This is a genomic window from Acinetobacter sp. AR2-3, assembly GCF_001878775.1.
Lineage (GTDB): Bacteria > Pseudomonadota > Gammaproteobacteria > Pseudomonadales > Moraxellaceae > Acinetobacter > Acinetobacter lwoffii_D.
Genome location: NZ_MJIQ01000023.1, coordinates 1 through 16,175, shown reverse-complemented (window position 1 = coordinate 16,175; position 16,175 = coordinate 1). Strand labels below are relative to the sequence as shown.

Annotated in this window: 15 protein-coding genes and 1 tRNA gene; 12 read left to right on the top strand and 4 right to left on the bottom strand. The window is 42.8% G+C overall.

The annotated features are described in order from the left end of the window. The first annotated feature begins 3 nt into the window (after positions 1-3). The 6 genes from purF to BFN00_RS02260 all read left to right on the top strand — a co-directional run bounded on the left by purF (position 4) and on the right by BFN00_RS02260 (position 7,381). Positions 4-1,539, top strand: a complete 1,536-nt coding sequence (gene purF, locus BFN00_RS02285; RefSeq protein WP_004646610.1) for an amidophosphoribosyltransferase — start codon at positions 4-6, stop codon at positions 1,537-1,539. Positions 1,540-1,628: 89 nt separating this feature from the next. Next, complete coding sequence (locus BFN00_RS02280) at positions 1,629-3,518, top strand: M48 family metalloprotease (protein WP_004646611.1); 1,890 nt, start codon at positions 1,629-1,631, stop codon at positions 3,516-3,518. Between the two features lie 204 nt (positions 3,519-3,722). Continuing rightward, positions 3,723-4,367 carry a hypothetical protein gene (locus BFN00_RS02275; RefSeq protein WP_071850340.1) on the top strand — a complete coding sequence of 215 codons (645 nt, stop codon included), beginning with the start codon at positions 3,723-3,725 and terminating at the stop codon, positions 4,365-4,367. A 22-nt stretch (positions 4,368-4,389) separates the two neighbouring features. Further along, positions 4,390-5,355, top strand: coding sequence for a 2-hydroxyacid dehydrogenase (locus BFN00_RS02270; protein ID WP_071850339.1), 966 nt, complete (start codon positions 4,390-4,392; stop codon positions 5,353-5,355). A 116-nt stretch (positions 5,356-5,471) separates the two neighbouring features. Beyond that, positions 5,472-6,914: a M48 family metalloprotease gene (locus tag BFN00_RS02265; RefSeq protein ID WP_213032099.1), complete on the top strand. Its 1,443-nt coding sequence runs from the start codon at positions 5,472-5,474 to the stop codon at positions 6,912-6,914. 107 nt (positions 6,915-7,021) lie between these two features. Continuing rightward, positions 7,022-7,381, top strand: coding sequence for a hypothetical protein (locus tag BFN00_RS02260; protein ID WP_005107293.1), 360 nt, complete (start codon positions 7,022-7,024; stop codon positions 7,379-7,381). 69 nt (positions 7,382-7,450) lie between these two features. Here the strand turns inward: BFN00_RS02260 and BFN00_RS02255 are convergent, their stop codons facing one another. Together BFN00_RS02255 and rpsU are read right to left on the bottom strand one after the other, a co-directional pair. Then, the gene (locus BFN00_RS02255; RefSeq protein ID WP_004280076.1) at positions 7,451-7,897 is read right to left on the bottom strand and encodes a GatB/YqeY domain-containing protein; all 447 of its coding nucleotides are present in this window, start codon (positions 7,895-7,897) and stop codon (positions 7,451-7,453) included. A 33-nt stretch (positions 7,898-7,930) separates the two neighbouring features. Continuing rightward, positions 7,931-8,146 carry a 30S ribosomal protein S21 gene (gene rpsU, locus BFN00_RS02250; protein WP_001136722.1) on the bottom strand — a complete coding sequence of 72 codons (216 nt, stop codon included), beginning with the start codon at positions 8,144-8,146 and terminating at the stop codon, positions 7,931-7,933. Between the two features lie 147 nt (positions 8,147-8,293). On the opposite strand from rpsU, the gene tsaD reads away from it, so the two are divergent. From tsaD to BFN00_RS02235, 3 genes are all read left to right on the top strand, one after another. Further along, positions 8,294-9,310, top strand: coding sequence for a tRNA (adenosine(37)-N6)-threonylcarbamoyltransferase complex transferase subunit TsaD (gene tsaD, locus BFN00_RS02245; RefSeq protein WP_082180540.1), 1,017 nt, complete (start codon positions 8,294-8,296; stop codon positions 9,308-9,310). A gap of 204 nt (positions 9,311-9,514) precedes the next feature. Next, the gene (locus BFN00_RS02240; protein ID WP_071850338.1) at positions 9,515-10,474 is read left to right on the top strand and encodes a sensor domain-containing diguanylate cyclase; all 960 of its coding nucleotides are present in this window, start codon (positions 9,515-9,517) and stop codon (positions 10,472-10,474) included. Positions 10,475-10,962: 488 nt separating this feature from the next. Beyond that, positions 10,963-12,009 (top strand): hypothetical protein, encoded by a 1,047-nt coding sequence (locus BFN00_RS02235; RefSeq protein WP_071850337.1) that lies wholly within the window; start codon positions 10,963-10,965, stop codon positions 12,007-12,009. A 101-nt stretch (positions 12,010-12,110) separates the two neighbouring features. Here the strand turns inward: BFN00_RS02235 and BFN00_RS02230 are convergent, their stop codons facing one another. After that, the gene (locus BFN00_RS02230) at positions 12,111-12,524 is read right to left on the bottom strand and encodes a DUF6176 family protein (RefSeq protein ID WP_004646620.1); all 414 of its coding nucleotides are present in this window, start codon (positions 12,522-12,524) and stop codon (positions 12,111-12,113) included. Then, complete coding sequence (locus tag BFN00_RS02225) at positions 12,514-13,386, bottom strand: ATP-binding protein (RefSeq protein WP_071850336.1); 873 nt, start codon at positions 13,384-13,386, stop codon at positions 12,514-12,516. Before BFN00_RS02225 ends, BFN00_RS02230 begins: the two co-directional genes overlap by 11 nt. Positions 13,387-13,575: 189 nt before the next feature. On the opposite strand from BFN00_RS02225, the gene BFN00_RS02220 reads away from it, so the two are divergent. The 3 genes from BFN00_RS02220 to BFN00_RS02210 all read left to right on the top strand — a co-directional run bounded on the left by BFN00_RS02220 (position 13,576) and on the right by BFN00_RS02210 (position 16,087). Further along, positions 13,576-15,087, top strand: coding sequence for a DUF3336 domain-containing protein (locus BFN00_RS02220; protein WP_071850335.1), 1,512 nt, complete (start codon positions 13,576-13,578; stop codon positions 15,085-15,087). Further along, positions 15,074-15,895, top strand: a complete 822-nt coding sequence (locus BFN00_RS02215; protein WP_071850334.1) for a protein kinase domain-containing protein — start codon at positions 15,074-15,076, stop codon at positions 15,893-15,895. Before BFN00_RS02220 ends, BFN00_RS02215 begins: the two co-directional genes overlap by 14 nt. A gap of 107 nt (positions 15,896-16,002) precedes the next feature. After that, positions 16,003-16,087 (top strand) — tRNA-Leu (locus tag BFN00_RS02210). Positions 16,088-16,175 lie beyond the last annotated feature (88 nt).

Sequence of the window (16,175 nt, the reverse complement as noted above, 5' to 3'; positions counted from 1 at the left end):
GCTATGTGTGGAGTAGTTGGTATAGCTGGTAAATCACCCGTTAACCAAATGTTGTTTGATGCATTAACGATGTTACAACATCGTGGACAAGATGCAGCTGGGATCGTGACATGTGATGAAGGACGTTTATTCCTGCGCAAAGACAATGGTATGGTGCGTGATGTATTCCATACCCGTCATATGCGTGCTTTGAAAGGAAATTACGGTATTGGTCATGTGCGTTATCCAACAGCCGGTTCATCGAGCAGTGCTGAAGCACAGCCGTTTTATGTGAACTCGCCGTACGGGATTACCTTGGCACATAATGGTAACCTGACCAATGCTGAAGAAATTCATGATGACCTGTTCAAAACTGACTTGCGTCATATGAACACTGATTCTGATTCAGAAGTCCTGTTAAACGTGTTTGCGCATGAACTGCAAAAACATGGCAAACTGGTGCCAACGTCGGAAGATATTTTCCATGCGGTAACACGTGTGCATGAGCGTTGCAAAGGTGCTTATGGCGTGGTGGCGATGATTACCGGTCAGGGTCTGGTGGGCTTCCGTGATCCAAATGGTATTCGTCCATTGATCTACGGTTCACGTGAAACTGAACAGGGTATGGAATATATTATTGCTTCTGAATCTGTTGCGATTACTGCGCTGGGCTTTAAAGTTGAGCGTGATATTCTGCCAGGTGAAGCGGTATTTATTGATTTAGAAGGTAATTTCTTTACCAAGCAATGTGCCGTAAATGCCGAATATCGTCCTTGTATTTTTGAATACGTTTATTTTGCCCGTCCAGATGCCATTATTGATGGAATCTCGGTGTATAAAGCACGTTTAAAAATGGGTGAGAAACTGGCGCAAAAAATTCTGCGTGAGTGGGGTGAAGAGCATGATATTGATGTGGTGATTCCGATTCCGGATACTTCACGTACTTCAGCGCTAGAACTTGCCAATATGCTGGGTGTGAAATTCCGTGAAGGTTTCATGAAAAACCGCTATATCGGCCGTACCTTTATTATGCCGGGACAGCAGCTGCGTAAAAAATCGGTACGTCAGAAACTCAACCCGGTTGAGCTTGAGTTTAAAGGTAAAAACGTACTGTTGGTGGATGACTCGATTGTCCGTGGTACGACCTGTAATGAAATTATCCAGATGGCTCGTGATTCTGGCGCGAAAAAAGTATTCTTTGCGTCTGCAGCACCGATGGTGAAATATCCAAACGTTTACGGTATTGATATGCCGGCGAAATCTGAGCTGATTGCATCGGGACGTAGCGTAGAAGAAATCCGTGAAATTATTGGTGCTGACCGTCTGATTTTCCAGGATCTGGAAGATTTGAAAGATGCGGTAAGAACCACCAAAGTACCGGATGTCAAAGACTTTGATTGTTCAGTCTTTGATGGCATCTATGTTTCGGGCGGTATTGATGCGCAATATCTGGATGATCTTCAGCAAAAACGTAGTGACAGTGCCATGAAAGAAAGCAATTATATTGATGTCAATATTGATGCAGCTTCAGTGGATTTGACTGGCGTACGCGAAGTCTAAGTAGTTAAAATCATCATGAAAAAGCGGGAATTTCCCGCTTTTTTGTTTTATGATGAGCCCATTGAAAATCATCATTTTAGGATTCTGCATTGCGAAACGTAGGATACGATTTTATAAAAAACAAAAATATAGTACTGCCTGTAAGTTTTTGCCTGATTGCAATTCTGTTGACTATTTTTATTATTAATACCGTTGTTGGTCTCTTTGTTTTTTATACTGATCCTAGCCAGTCAATCTTCTGGCATGCGCTGAGTCCTTACCTGATTGCTTTGTTGTTATGTGCCATGATGATCTCGGTCATCTACGAGTTTTATATTTTTCGGAATGGTGGTTATTCACTGGCGAAGCAGTTGGGTGCGCGTCGGTTGAGTCCGATGGACAGTATTCCAGAAGAAAGTGCTGCACTGCACATTAACCAGCAACTGGCAGAGACTTTTCTGATTGAAGTTCCGGCGGTGTATGTGCTGCCCGATGAAGTTGGTGTTAATGCACTGACGGCGGGATTTAGTCCGCGGGATACCGCGATTATTCTGACTTGGGGTGCGATACAAACACTCGATAAAGTCGAGCTGTATGGCTTACTCAGCCATGAATTCAATAAAATCCTCTCTGGTGAGGCTGCGGAAAATACCCGTTTGAAAATTCTGTATAGCAGTTTAACTACGTTTAGTCAGTGTGGCAGTAAGATTGCCAAGTCTGGTTTTTATCGAGCGGGTAGTCCGCGTGAAAACAAGTTCGAAACCTTCTATGTGGCAGTTGGTGCGGTGATCTGGCTGATTGGTAGTTTGGGCGTTTTGATTTCCCGTTTTATTAAATATATTTCGTTGGGTGGTCGAACCTATAAAAATGATCAGAAAACTCGTCGCCTGATTCAAAATGATGCCAATATCCAGACTTTACTCAGAATCCATGTGCATCATTCCGGATCCCAGATTTATAGTGAATATGCTGAATCCATTTCACATATGTGCTTTGCCAATTCTTTGAGCCCGCAAAACTGGCTGAATATTCATCCCAATATCAATCAGCGGATTTATGAATTAAATCCTGCCTTGATTCAGGACTTACAGCTTGAGAATCTGAAAAAACTCAAAAATCAGCCTTTGTTTAGTTTGTTCCGTTCTTTGGAAGAAGTGGTGCCTGAAACTGCAATGAGCTGGAGTTCGCCACAGCCTTTGCCATTATTACGGCTGTCTCCGATCAGTTTTGCGATTAAAGATGCGATCAAGCCGCTGAATCCGGAACTTCGGCTCAAGATGCCACGTCCGGAACTGATTGAGCGTGCATTACAAACGGCAACCGGCTCTCGTGAAGTGATGGTCGCCATTTTAATGATTCGTCAATATCGTGAATTTATTCCGACTGAGGCTGAAGTTAGTCGTGCAATTGTAGATTCATTGCTCAATCTCGATGGGCGTGTGCATATTTCGATTTTCCAGCAAGCCTGCAAGAATATCGGCGGCATGCCGACAACTGTCGCACGGCAGTTTTTGATGAAGCTGGCACGGATTATTCAGGAAGATGGCGAAATTGGCCTGCTGGATGCGTTATTACTGGAATGTGTGAAATATGAGTTAAATCTGCTTCCTGCACATACTCCTACAGCACTCGAAGAAGTCAAGCCACAGATTGTGCGTTTGATTGACGCCTTGCTGCATGTACAGCAGATTAATAGCGGCAACCAGCTTGAGGTGCGGGAGCGGATTTTAAACCGGATTCTGACCGCTCAGGAACTGGACTTATACAATGAAATTTCTGATGAGCCGATTGATCTTGCAGAAATTCTGAATGATATTGCGGGGCTGTTATTACGTGATCGTCTCAGTATTTTAGGTATTGCAGAAGCCTGTTTGTGGAGTGATCGTATCGTGACACAGGATGAGTTGGACGTGATGGAGCTGTTGTATTGGCGCTTGGGTTTTGAGGCAGAACAGGTCGTTCAGCAAATGTTAAAGAAGAACAGTTTAACCATTCTGTAGAAAATAAATGACAACGCGCAGCTTTAGCCGGAATCTGTTATAACAGCAGAAATGGTTTGATGGTGTATTAAAAGCACGGTTTTTAGCAGACAGCTAAACTTTGTACTAGAATCCATCAGGATAAAAAAGAAAAGCTGAAAAAGTTCGGCAAAGCACAGGCAATCCGGCTAAAATGTTCAGCCTGAAATTGGTGATGATGAAAAGATGATTGGGCATCAGCGTGACATACTGGCAACATTAGGAATCGATCTCTGGATTCCTAGGGACAGCGCATGTCAGCCGCACCAGGTTTCGATCTGGCGTGATCAGGCTGCACCTGAATTTCACACCGATATCGTCTTACCACAGCCTGCTTCCGTAGAGGCGTTGGCTGATCTACCGATTCCTGAGCCAGAGCCAATTGTTACGCTTAAGGTTGATACACCACCTGCGGCACCGACTCACATTGCAACTGTTCAGGAAGAGCGTGAAATCGTACAAATCCCGCCATTCAGTTTGCAGGCTTTAAGTCTGGCACATTGCAGTATCGTGATTGATGCAACTGCAATGACCGAAGACACCCAGAATTTATGGGGCAATATCCAGCGTGCAGTCCCAGGTGAGTTTCATGAGCTGAACTGGCCATTTCCCTGGGCCAATGTTCAGGATGGACGTGGTGTAGAATCCTATATTCAGGGTTTTCTGGATGGAATGAGTGCAGAGAAAAATATTATTTTCCTCGGGCCTGTAGCGCATATATCAAATACGAAAATGATCCAGTTGGCATCTTTACAAGAAATGCTGGATCAGCCGATTCTAAAAAAACGTTTATGGCAGTTTATGCAAAATAGGACTGCCAGTCTGGAATAATCTTGCTGTGGAATAAAAATAGATGAAACAAAAAGTGGTTGTATTTAGTCAAATTGATACTGATATTCAAAACAAGCTGGAACAAAATTATCAGGTTAGTTATATACAATCGAAGCTAGGCGATGTGAATCAACAGCTTTTGCAGCAGGTTCAGGATGCTGATGGCATGATTGGCGCAGGGCGCTTGTTGAATCGCGATAATCTGGCCAGTGCCACCCGGTTAAAAATTATCTCCAGTGTCAGTGTCGGTTATGACAACTATGAACTGGATTATTTAAATGAAAAGAAAATTTATCTCAGTCATACGCCGCATGTACTGACTGAAACCACTGCTGACCTGGCTTTCACTTTACTGATGTCAGCAGCACGCAAAGTGGCTTACCTGGATCAATGGACCAAGCAGGGACAATGGCAGCGTACCGTGGGCGAAGCACAATTTGGTATGGATATTTTTGGAAAAACCCTCGGAATTATTGGTCTCGGTCATATTGGGGCGGCAATCGCACGTCGTGGTTTTTACGGTTTTAATATGAATATTCTGTATCATAATCGCCGGGAAAAACCAGAACTCGCTCAAGGGGTGAATGCGCAATATTGCCAGCTTGATGAACTGTTACAGCGTTCTGACTTTGTGGTTGTTGCAGTAGATTTGAATGCGGATTCCAAGGCGCTGATTGCAGCAGCAGAATTGGCGAAAATGCAACCTCATGCGGTATTGGTCAATATTTCACGTGGTTCGGTCATTGATGAACAGGCATTAATTTCAGCTTTAAAAGCCAAGCAGGTTTTTGCTGCCGGTCTGGATGTGTATCAGAAAGAGCCGTTAAAGGAATCGGAATTATTCCAGTTGGATAATGTGGTTACATTGCCACATGTGGGTTCGGCCACTGCAGCCACCCGTAAAAAAATGGCAGAACTGGCTTATCAGAATCTTGTTGATGCCTTGGAAGGACGAGTGCCCCGTTATGTGGTCAATCCGGAATTTTAAAATGCATCTGATTCGTCGTTTAAATGGTATTAAAAAATAACATTTTCTTGCGTCTCTGCTCATTGTTCAATGCTATATTCAAGATAAATTAGATCGGCAGGATTAGAGATTTTTCATTGAAACGATTGGCGCTGGCGTGTGGCTTAAGTCTGTATATGGTAGCAGGGCACGGCTCTAACCATGATTTTAATCAAGTAAATGTACAATTTTCTGTGCCTGATATTGGTACAGGCGTCGGCTTACTCGATCAACAAAAAGAAAAAATGATCGGTGAAAAAGTCTATCGTGAAGTGCATAAACAAATGCCGGTCCTGCAAAATCCATGGCTTGAAGATCAGTTGCTTTCAGTATTTTCTCATATCCTGAGTCAGACTCAATTGCAACAGCCGATCGGTTTGCTGGTCATTAATGATCCCCAAATTAATGCTTTCGCCGTACCGGGTGGCCTCTTTGCACTTAATGCTGGTCTGATTAATTCAGCCCGAAACATGGATGAAGTGGCAGGAGTGATGGCGCATGAAATTGCACATGTCACACAACGTCATTACAGTCGCTCTCAGGATGCATTTAAAGGGCAAGGTTTACTGGCGCTAGCCGGAATTCTCGTCGGTGCTTTGGTCGCTTCTCAGGCAGATGGCGATGTCGGCACAGCGGTCATGATGGGTTCACAGGCAGCACTTCTGGATAAACAGCTTACCTATAGCCGTAATCAGGAGCGTGAGGCAGACCGGATTGGTATGCAATATATGTATCGTTCCGGTTATAACCCGCATAGTATGGCAGATTTCTTTGAGGTCATGCATCGCTCGACCAGCCGCTTAAGCTTTCTGCCGGATTTCTGGTTCACTCATCCACTCACCACCGAGCGTATGAGTGAAGCACGTTTACGTGCCAACCAGCTTCCTGCGGTGAAACGCAGTCTCAATGACCAAGACTTTGACATTATCAAGTGGTATAGCAGGGTATTGTCTGGTCAGACCAATGCAGAGCAGCTTATCCTGATGGACCGGCAAAATAATTTTGCAGGCCAGCTTGCCTTAACTGCCTATCGAATACAGCAAAGTGATTTCCAGGCCGCGCAGGCCACTTTAGATCGAGCAAAAAAGCATAACCAGATGCATCCTTTACAGGTTTTATTCCAGACTGATATTTATTTAGCTCAGAACCAGCTTGATGCAGCTTTGGAAAGTGTAGCGTCAGCAGCGCGGATCATGCCGGAAAATCGAGCGCTCAATTATAAATATGCAGAAGTGCTGATTCGCGCCAAGCAACCCGATAAAGCAAAAGTTTTAGTGCAGCGATTTCTAAATGCCAATTCACGGGATGTCAGTGGCTGGCGACTAATGCAACTGGCTGCCAATGCAGAGCCAGATTCGCCGATTAAGGCTGCTAATGTGCTGCGCTATCGTGCAGAAGTAGAATATTGGTCAGGATATGAAGAAACTGCCATCAAATCATTATTACATGCACAGCGTAGCGTAAAGAATAATCAATCTTTATCGTCCACCATTCGCCAGCGTCTGAAGCAGATGCAGCAGGCACATCAATATAAGATTTAAAGCTGAACTGGGTTTTAAGTTTTTGTATCAGGATGATATAGCAAGAATATATTCAATCAGGCTACAATCTTTTTGAAAGATCAGCGTGAATCAAACTGAAGCATAATATGAAAAAAATACTATTGGGCGTGTGTCTACTGGGGTGGAGTTATGGGGTTTTTGCTGCGAGTGCAGTTGAATATGTAGAAGCAATAGAACGAATTAATGCGGATTATAAAAAGGAATCGCGTCAGTTTTTAAGTGGTTTAAATCCGCAGCAACAGGGATTTAGTCCTGAGCAGAATGCAAAATTTTGTGGAATTGTAGGACGTTATGTTGATCGTTTATATCAGGCCGCTGACCAGAATCGTCCTTATCTGGATCGTCAGTTTCAAAATATGAGTAAACGGGATGTAATTGTAGAAGTGAAATCGTCGAAAGAGATGCAATTACTTAAGCGTTATCAGGTCGATTGTAATTTGCAATGAGAATACGTCAGGAACTGTCTTTGATTAAAGGCAGTTCAACGTTAAAGAGAAAATGCTAGAGAGTATGGATTAAGCAAGTTGCGCTTTGATTTTGGCGGAAACTTGTGCAGGATCGGCGCGCCCGGCTATGAGCGGACGCAGAGAATTCATCACCTTACCCATATCTTTCATGCTAGTAGCTTGTTGCGCTGCAATAGCTTGCGCAATCATGGAATCAAGTTCTTCCTCAGTCATAGCTTCTGGTAGAAACTGAGACAAAATCTCAATTTCGGCTTGTTCCTTACTAGCTAAATCATCTCGGCCAGCGCCTGCAAAGGCTTTAACCGATTCTTTACGTTGTTTAATTTGTTTTTCAATGACCGCAAGAACCTGAGCGTCGTCAAGTTCTTTGCGCTCATCGACTTCGATTTGCTTAATTGCTGCCTGTAGACTACGAATGACCGTCAGCTTGGACATTTCTTTGGCACGCATTGTTGCTTTCAAAACATCCGTGATTTGGTCTTTTAAAGTCGTCATTATTTATTCCAGGCAATCAATCACAAATTAATCTTAGTAAAGGCGAGTTGTACGTACTGATTCACGCGCCAATTTCTTTTGGTAGCGTTTAACAGCAGCAGCTTTTTTGCGCTTACGTTCTTGAGTTGGTTTCTCGTAGAATTCACGCTTACGTACGTCAGCAAGAACACCCGCTTTTTCGCATGAACGTTTGAAACGACGGATAGCTACGTCTACTGGTTCGCCTTCTTTCAATTTAACTTGTGGCATGAAGAATCCTCATATCAGTTAGGGTAAGATCTCGGGCTGAATTGCCCTCAATCACAAGTGAAGGTCAGTATTTTACTCATTTACATCTCATACCACAAGTCTATAATAGTTGCTGCAATAGAATTGATACAGGTTATAGGCAGTTTAATGATCGTTTTAGGCTTGGAAACGTCGTGTGATGAAACAGGACTTGCGCTGTATGACAGCGAGTTGGGTTTGCGCGGACAGGTGCTTTATAGCCAGATTAAACTGCATGCAGAATATGGCGGTGTAGTTCCAGAGCTGGCGTCACGTGATCATGTGCGTAAACTGATTCCACTCATCAATGAGCTGCTTGAACAGAGCGGCGTGAAAAAATCAGAAATTGATGCAGTCGCATATACCCGTGGCCCGGGTCTGATGGGCGCACTCATGACCGGTGCATTGTTTGGTCGTACTTTGGCCTTTGCGCTGAATAAACCCGCAATTGGTGTGCATCATATGGAAGGTCATATGCTGGCACCTTTATTGTCAGAAACTCCGCCTGAGTTTCCATTTGTCGCATTGTTGGTATCGGGTGGACATTCTCAGCTCATGGCTGCTTATGGCATTGGCCAGTATGAACTCTTGGGTGAATCCATTGATGATGCGGCAGGCGAAGCATTTGATAAAGTCGCGAAGATGATGGGTCTGCCGTATCCGGGTGGCCCGAATATTTCCAAACTGGCAGAGCAGGGCGATCCAAATGCATTTGCATTCCCGCGACCAATGCTGCATCAAGGTTTAGAATTTTCATTCAGTGGTCTAAAAACCGCAGTTTCTGTACAAATGAAAAAACTCGGTGATGAAAACCGCGATGCCGATATTGCGGCCAGTTTTCAGGAAGCCATTGTCGATACTCTGGTGAAAAAGTCGGTGAAAGCATTGAAGCAAACGGGGCTTAAACGTCTGGTGATTGCGGGCGGTGTCAGTGCCAATAAGCGTTTGCGTGAGCGTTTAGAAGCAGATTTAGCCAAGATCCGTGCATATGTTTATTATGCTGAACCTGCACTCTGTACAGACAATGGTGCAATGATTGCTTTTGCGGGCTATCAGCGTTTAAAAGCAGGGCAGCATGATGGCTTGGCGGTGACCACCACACCACGCTGGCCAATGACGGAATTGACTAATCCGACAGAGGCATAGATTTCAGGCTTGAAAAAAAGAGGCTAAGGCCTCTTTTTTATTGTGAATTTTTAAATGAAAACTTATAGCAACGGTATGTTGTAAATATATAGTTTTATAGCTGTATTTAGAGCTTGTATATTCTATTGAAACCGGAAAAATAGTTTAATAGCTTAAGTTTATATCATGCATATTTTTACAGGTTTGTAGCAGAGGCAATCTCGGATGGAAAATATAAATTTCAAAAGTTTTCAGGATGCTGGAGAGGCGGTGTTAAAGTTTTTGCATCAGCATTTTGGCTTTAATTTATGGATGATCACCCGGGTAGAAGGCCAAGACTGGATTGTGCTGCAAAGTGAAGATCATGGTTATGATATACGACCCGGTCAAGTGTTTCAGTGGGCTGATTCTTTTTGTTCTCATATGGTCGCAGGTAAGGCCCCGAGAATTGCCCCCCGCTCTGAAGAAATTCCTTTATATGCCACAGCGCCGATTAATCAGCAGGTCTGTATAAAATCTTATATTGGTCAGCCACTCCTTAAAGAAGATGGTAGTTTGTTTGGAACGCTCTGTGCGATTGATCCAGAAACCAAATCGGAAGCTATTGTGCAAGATATGCAACTGGTCGAGTTGTTGGGACAATTGCTCAGTTCGATCTTGCAGGCAGAATTACGTCAGAGTGAGCAGATAAGACAGCATGAATTATTGCAGGAAGAAGCCAGTAAAGATGAATTGACCGGGCTCTATAATCGCCGTGCCTGGGAAAAACTGCTGCGAGCAGAAGAAGAGCGTTGTAAGCAATATGGTCATCCCGCCGCTGTATTATTTATTGACCTGAATGACCTAAAAAAGGTGAATGATAGTTTGGGGCATGATGAGGGTGACAAGCTGATTCAAAATGCGGCTCAAGTATTGCGAGATAACGTACGAATTAATGATATTGTTGCCCGTTTGGGTGGCGATGAGTTTGTGATTCTTAGCGTGGAAAATGATGAAACGGGTACTGAAAGTTTAGTGGATCGTTTAATTAATGCCTTTGCAGCAGCAAACATTGGCGCAGCGATTGGTATGGCAATGCGTCATCCTGGTCAGGGTTTATTTGCAGCGCTCGCACAAGCGGATCAGAACATGTTTGAATATAAACGTCGGAAAAAATCCAGTGAATCCATGACCAATCTAAAATAATTGACGCTTTAAATCTTCTTTAAATGATTCAGTATTTCATATCATAAAAATGATCATTTTCTATGCTCTAAAGTCATCCTATCTTTTAATATTTTCTTTCATAGCCATGTATGAAAGTTGAGCATGATTCTCCATAAAAAGAAAATTCAATCCGTCTTTAACTTAACCATTACAAATTTTATAAGCTTTGTTGCAAAGTAAATTGATTTAATTAAATGCGCTTTAATTGTATTGAAAAGTGACACTGGTAAGGAACAAGATTCACATAAGCACTTCATTTCTTATGATAATTGTTGTTTGAAATATACATTAAAATTACAGAACCAAAAATTTCTTTGTTTAAAGATAAAGCGATATCGAAGGATAAAGCTGGCTGCCAAGAAAAAATATCACCGGCAGAAATAGCATTTGAGCTGTTCAGTTTCGAGAAGGCCAATCTTTAGTGATCACCAAATAAAAATGCAAAGAAATTTTAGGGAATAAATTTTATGAAAAAGCAGATTTCTATCTTTGGACTTGCTCTTGTTTCGGGTTTAATGAGTGCCTGTGGCGGTGGTGAGGGAAGTAGCTCAGACAGCCCTACTGTCACTACACCTCCAAATGTTCCTAAGGAAAGTATTTCCCCTGAGCTTTCAGAGGAGTTTGTCCCGTTTGAAGATCAGGATATTGTAAAGAAAATTCGCGATAAAATTTCCGGAAATACCAGTAATGATACCGACTATAATGTTGCTCTAGGTCACATGATTGGAGAAGTATTCGCAGATTATCCTTATGGGCGTACTGCACGTATTATCAAAATTTATAATTTGGGCATCAATAGTATTAAATATCCAAATCTGATCTGTTCGGAAGTCAATACCACTGGTTCGGTCAAAACCCTGAAATTAAAAACAGATAAAGATAACTGTATTATTCTGGATAAAACTTACCGTAAAGGCTCAAACATTACTCAGACGGTGAATGGTGACACGACGACTTTAAGCTTTAGCAATGTCCGTTATGGTTCAAATGTAGATTTTAATCTCAAGGACGACTACCTGATTTCTGGCACAATTGTGCATCGTAAAACCAAAAATAACATGGGGCAATCCGAATCTTATCAAATCGATCAGTTGGAATTCCAGCGTATCGCCGAGACCGGTCAGGCAGGTACTTCTGGAATCGCATTTGATACAAAGAGCAAAGAATATCTGCAGGTGCGTAATTATAATTACAGCTTGGTTGATGATTATGGCAGTGGCAGTAATGGGATTCGTACCTTAACCAGTCGTGGTACGATTATCGGTCAGCCTGATCTGGCAGATTATCGTTACAGTTTTGATTTTAATACCACGACACCATTTAAAATGGATGAAACCGTATTAAATAACTATAAGCATTTGCCAAAAGAGGGCGTGCTTAGAATTAAGGACAGCGATGATCAGGTGATTGAAGTCAAACAGAACCAGCCTGAATCATTGAAGGCTACTGTTTATTTCAATGGCAGTGAAATTGATGACCTGCTATGGTCTACCATTATCGGTGATAAACAATAATTCGAGATGTCAAAAAAGCCCTGTATTTCCAGGGCTTTTTTTATTATTGATTGGGGAGAAGTCTTTATTACAAAACTATTTTGAATAGCCGTGCTAATAAATCAGGTAACTGTAGCATCCAATAACAATTCGGCGGGATAAACCGCTTGCCATGAAGTTTTAAACTGTTTATGCACTTGGTCAATTGGGAAAGTACTGAGTTTTGCAATATTTTGCGCTTTTTGAATATTGTCGGCGCGCATATATGCAATCAAATAGTCCTGACCATGAAGTTGCAGATAAAACCAGGACTCGACATGAACCTGTTCAGCCTTAAGCGTTTCAATTACTTCGTCTTGACGTGCTTTCAAAGTACGCTGCCAGTCATGAACTTGCTGCATGTGTAAGGGCTTAAGTTGAATGAGAACTGCGCCGACATCCATAATTTTAATTTTCTTTTGAGTATCATCATTATATAAATGATTTATATGAAAAAAGCGACCTGAGCCGGTCGCTTTTAAGTTGTTAAGAGGCATTTAGTTGGGTTGAACCAATCCAGTGCTTGGAAAACTGATAGGCAGCACGTCCTGAACGTTGACCGCGTGCCTGACACCAGCGTAGGGCTTCAGCACGGGTTTCTGGCGTGAGTTCCATGCCTGCCTTTTTGAGGTAATGTTCGACAATTTCCAAATACAGGTTCTGATCCATTGGATAGAAAGACAGCCATAAACCAAAGCGGTCAGACAGTGAAATTTTTTCTTCAATCGCTTCCTGAGGATGTAATTCAGTATATTGCGGCACATCAACTCGGGTAACGGGCGTATTTTCATGCATGAATTCGGGTAATAAATGACGACGGTTACTGGTCGCATAAATCACAAAATTGCTGGAACCGGACTGTAAAGAACCATCCAGAACACTCTTTAAACTGCGATAATTTTCATCTTCGGCATTAAAAGCCAGATCATCGCAATAGACAATAAACTTCTCTGGGCGCTCTGCAATGAGTTGCTGAATCTGAGGCAGATCAGATAAGTCATCTCGTTCGATTTCAATTAATCGTAACCCTTGATCTGCATACTCGGTGAGTAGGGCACGCACAATAGAAGATTTGCCTGTACCACGAGAACCCGTCAGCAATACATCATTGGCAGGTAAGCCATTTAAAAACTGCAACGTGTTCTGGATAACTTTTTCTTTTTGCCGCTCAATCCCTTTTAAATCGGCCAGCTCCATCTTTCTAAGTTGATGAATGGGTTTGAGTTCACCATGTTGCCATTTATAGGCATGAGCAGAAAAATCAGGAATTTGTTTTAGTTCGGGCAGGCTTTGCTGAAGTTGCTGCAGAACAGTCGAAAGGGCATTTAAAATATGGTCAGGTAACTCAATTTTCGCCATGATTTAACATTACAGATTTAAAATTATGTCTAGGATAGTACCATTGCAAAATTCACAGTCAAAGCCAGAAAAGTATGATAATTTGCTTAAAGTAGAGAATTTTCGTTATTGTAGAGGATAGAAAATTTGTACACATTTTCTGGCTCTGGGTACGAGCTGTATCAAGAATAAATATAGGGAAGAAGGCAGATGCTGTTTAAAGATTTTACTCAGGATATTAATCCACATCAGGCCTATCGTATTAAAAAGCTCAAGCAGCAGCTGCAACAGGCTGAGTCCTATGAGGAATGGAAATACATCGCCCTGAAAATAGATGAAGAATCAGGTGCACAGGAATGGAAATTTGATAACAGTTCACCCTACTTTGATGCAGAAGTGATTGCACATCGTCTGGGTAAATTACGACGCTATCGACAACAAAAGCGTACCCGTGACCTGATGTATATTTTGCGCGAAGGCCTGAGCTACGATATTGCCAACATTGCCCATCCTCTACTGTTTACCGAAGCCTATGTGGGCACTAAAAGAATTATTGAAGATTATGTCGAAGAAGTCAGCCAAGGCTTAGCCTATATTGCTTCAATAGACTGTAACTGTCTCAGTATGGAAGAAAAAATCGAATATTTTCAGCATTGTCAGCGCGCCTATGGCCAGCCAGCCCTGATGTTTTCCGGTGGTTCGACGCTGGGTCTGTTTCATACTGGTGTATGCAAAGCCTTAATGGAGCAGGACTTGTTGCCGAAGGTAATGTCCGGTTCAAGTGCGGGTGCCATCATGACCGCCATGTTAGGTGTATCCAAACCTTCGCAATATATTGATATTTTGAAAGGCCATAATTTCTTTCATGAGGCTTTTCATTTCCGCACCATGAGTGAATTGATGAAAGGTAATGGTGGTCTGGCGGATGTAAAATATCTAAAAAAATTTCTGGTCGAAAATCTGGGTGATCTGACCTTCGAAGAAGCACTCAAAACCTCAGGTCTGCATATCAATATTGCGGTTGCACCTTATGATGCTGGACAGGATGCACGCATTTTAAATGCCTATACTTCTCCGGATTTGCTGGTCTGGAGTGCGGTACTGGCGTCTTGTGCGGTGCCGGTTCTGTTTCCACCGGTTCGTTTGACCAGTAAGCGCTATGATGATCAATATACGCCTTATATGGGTTCAACCCGCTGGGTGGATGGCAGCGTGCGCAGTGATTTTCCGCAGGAGAAAATGGCACGCCTGTATAATATCAATTATACCATTGCCAGTCAGACCAACCCGCATATCGTGCCATTCATGCAGGATGATATTTCACGTTTCCGTAAAGGTACTTTGAGCTGGCCACAACGAATTGTTCGCCGTCAGGGCGCGGTGATTACCAAAGGAATGATGGATTTCGCCCGGGAACATGCCGGTAGCTTGCCTCCTGTACGCCGTCTACTGGATCATGGCTATGGTGTAGTTGACCAGCGTTATTATGGTGATGTGAATATTGTCGGTAAATATAGCCTACGCCACTATAGCTATATGTTGCAAAATCCGCGGCCGTATCTGTTTAAAATTTTACAGCGTGAAGGGGAGCGGGCTACTTGGCCAAAAATCTCCCTCATTGAGACTCAGGAACGGGTCGGGAAAACTATTCAGCATTGTCTGGAGCTGCTAAATTATCAGCATACACTTAATCCAATACCTGAATACATTGCCACGACTTAATTTAGATCATCTCGATATTTCTGATTTTGAACTACGAACCAAAGCCCGTAGTCTGGGTTTTGGTCGGCGTCTTTATTATGCCAAGGGAAATGCGCTCTGGCTAAAAACCCAGATATCGCATAGATCTGATAGTTTAATATCATCTCCACATGCTGAACTAGGCTGGCAACATGAGCTGGATTTTTATCAGGCTCATGCCAGCTCAGGTGATCTAAATTTTTTCCTTCCACATCAAATTATTCAACAGCCTTTCAAGATCAATCATGAACAATTTGAGCAGGCCTTAATTCTGGTCGATGCGCCGGCGCATTTTCAGATCATGCCGCATCAGCAATCCATCACGCAAATTCGGCAACATTTGCTGCAAGCTGTGGAGCCTTTAATCTGCCTGCAAGAATTGGGTTATTTGCATGCCGATTTAAAGCAGGAACATTTTGTAAATAATCAGGGCAGGGTCTGCCTGCTTGATTTTGAGCATGTCCAAATACTCCATCAGAATGACCTGCATGAACTGAATGCGACACCGCGTTATATGGCGCCGGAACTGTTCCAAGGCCAAGCCAAGAGCCTACAAAGTGAAGTTTATGCTTTGGGTGTTATTTTTTATGAGTGGTTGAGTGGTCAGCGTTTACAGGCGACAGATTATCTGGATTGGGCCTTTTTGCATTGTCAGCGTCTGAAAGTTGAGTTACCGCAGCACTTACAGGCTTTTCAAGGCTTATTAGAAGAAATGTTAAGTAAGCAGAAGCAGCATCGTTTGGCTGATTTTAAAGCTGCTAAAGCCTACTTAATGACTGAAATTGAATGAGAAAAATACAATAAAACGTGGATTGTTTCTTATTTAATCAAATGAATATTTTTTTATGATAAACGGCTTGTCAGCTGGAAATGATCTCTATAATATACACAGCCATTGGGGACGTGGCGAAATTGGTAGACGCACTGGATTTAGGTTCCAGCGCCGCGAGGTGTGAGAGTTCGAGTCTCTCCGTCCCCACCAATCGATATTTGGGTAACTGGATATTGGGTGGAAGTAGAGGATTGGTGTAATGGCTGTCTCTTATACACATCTGACGCTGCCGACGATC

Coding starts and splice junctions, on each gene's coding strand:
- purF (WP_004646610.1), top strand. CDS start 4: ATGTGTGGAGTAGTTGGTATAGCTGGTAAATCACCCGTTAACCAAATG.
- BFN00_RS02275 (WP_071850340.1), top strand. CDS start 3,723: ATGATTGGGCATCAGCGTGACATACTGGCAACATTAGGAATCGATCTC.
- BFN00_RS02270 (WP_071850339.1), top strand. CDS start 4,390: ATGAAACAAAAAGTGGTTGTATTTAGTCAAATTGATACTGATATTCAA.
- BFN00_RS02260 (WP_005107293.1), top strand. CDS start 7,022: ATGAAAAAAATACTATTGGGCGTGTGTCTACTGGGGTGGAGTTATGGG.
- BFN00_RS02255 (WP_004280076.1), bottom strand. CDS start 7,897: ATGACGACTTTAAAAGACCAAATCACGGATGTTTTGAAAGCAACAATG.
- rpsU (WP_001136722.1), bottom strand. CDS start 8,146: ATGCCACAAGTTAAATTGAAAGAAGGCGAACCAGTAGACGTAGCTATC.
- tsaD (WP_082180540.1), top strand. CDS start 8,294: ATGATCGTTTTAGGCTTGGAAACGTCGTGTGATGAAACAGGACTTGCG.
- BFN00_RS02240 (WP_071850338.1), top strand. CDS start 9,515: ATGGAAAATATAAATTTCAAAAGTTTTCAGGATGCTGGAGAGGCGGTG.
- BFN00_RS02235 (WP_071850337.1), top strand. CDS start 10,963: ATGAAAAAGCAGATTTCTATCTTTGGACTTGCTCTTGTTTCGGGTTTA.
- BFN00_RS02230 (WP_004646620.1), bottom strand. CDS start 12,524: ATGCCTCTTAACAACTTAAAAGCGACCGGCTCAGGTCGCTTTTTTCAT.
- BFN00_RS02225 (WP_071850336.1), bottom strand. CDS start 13,386: ATGGCGAAAATTGAGTTACCTGACCATATTTTAAATGCCCTTTCGACT.
- BFN00_RS02220 (WP_071850335.1), top strand. CDS start 13,576: ATGCTGTTTAAAGATTTTACTCAGGATATTAATCCACATCAGGCCTAT.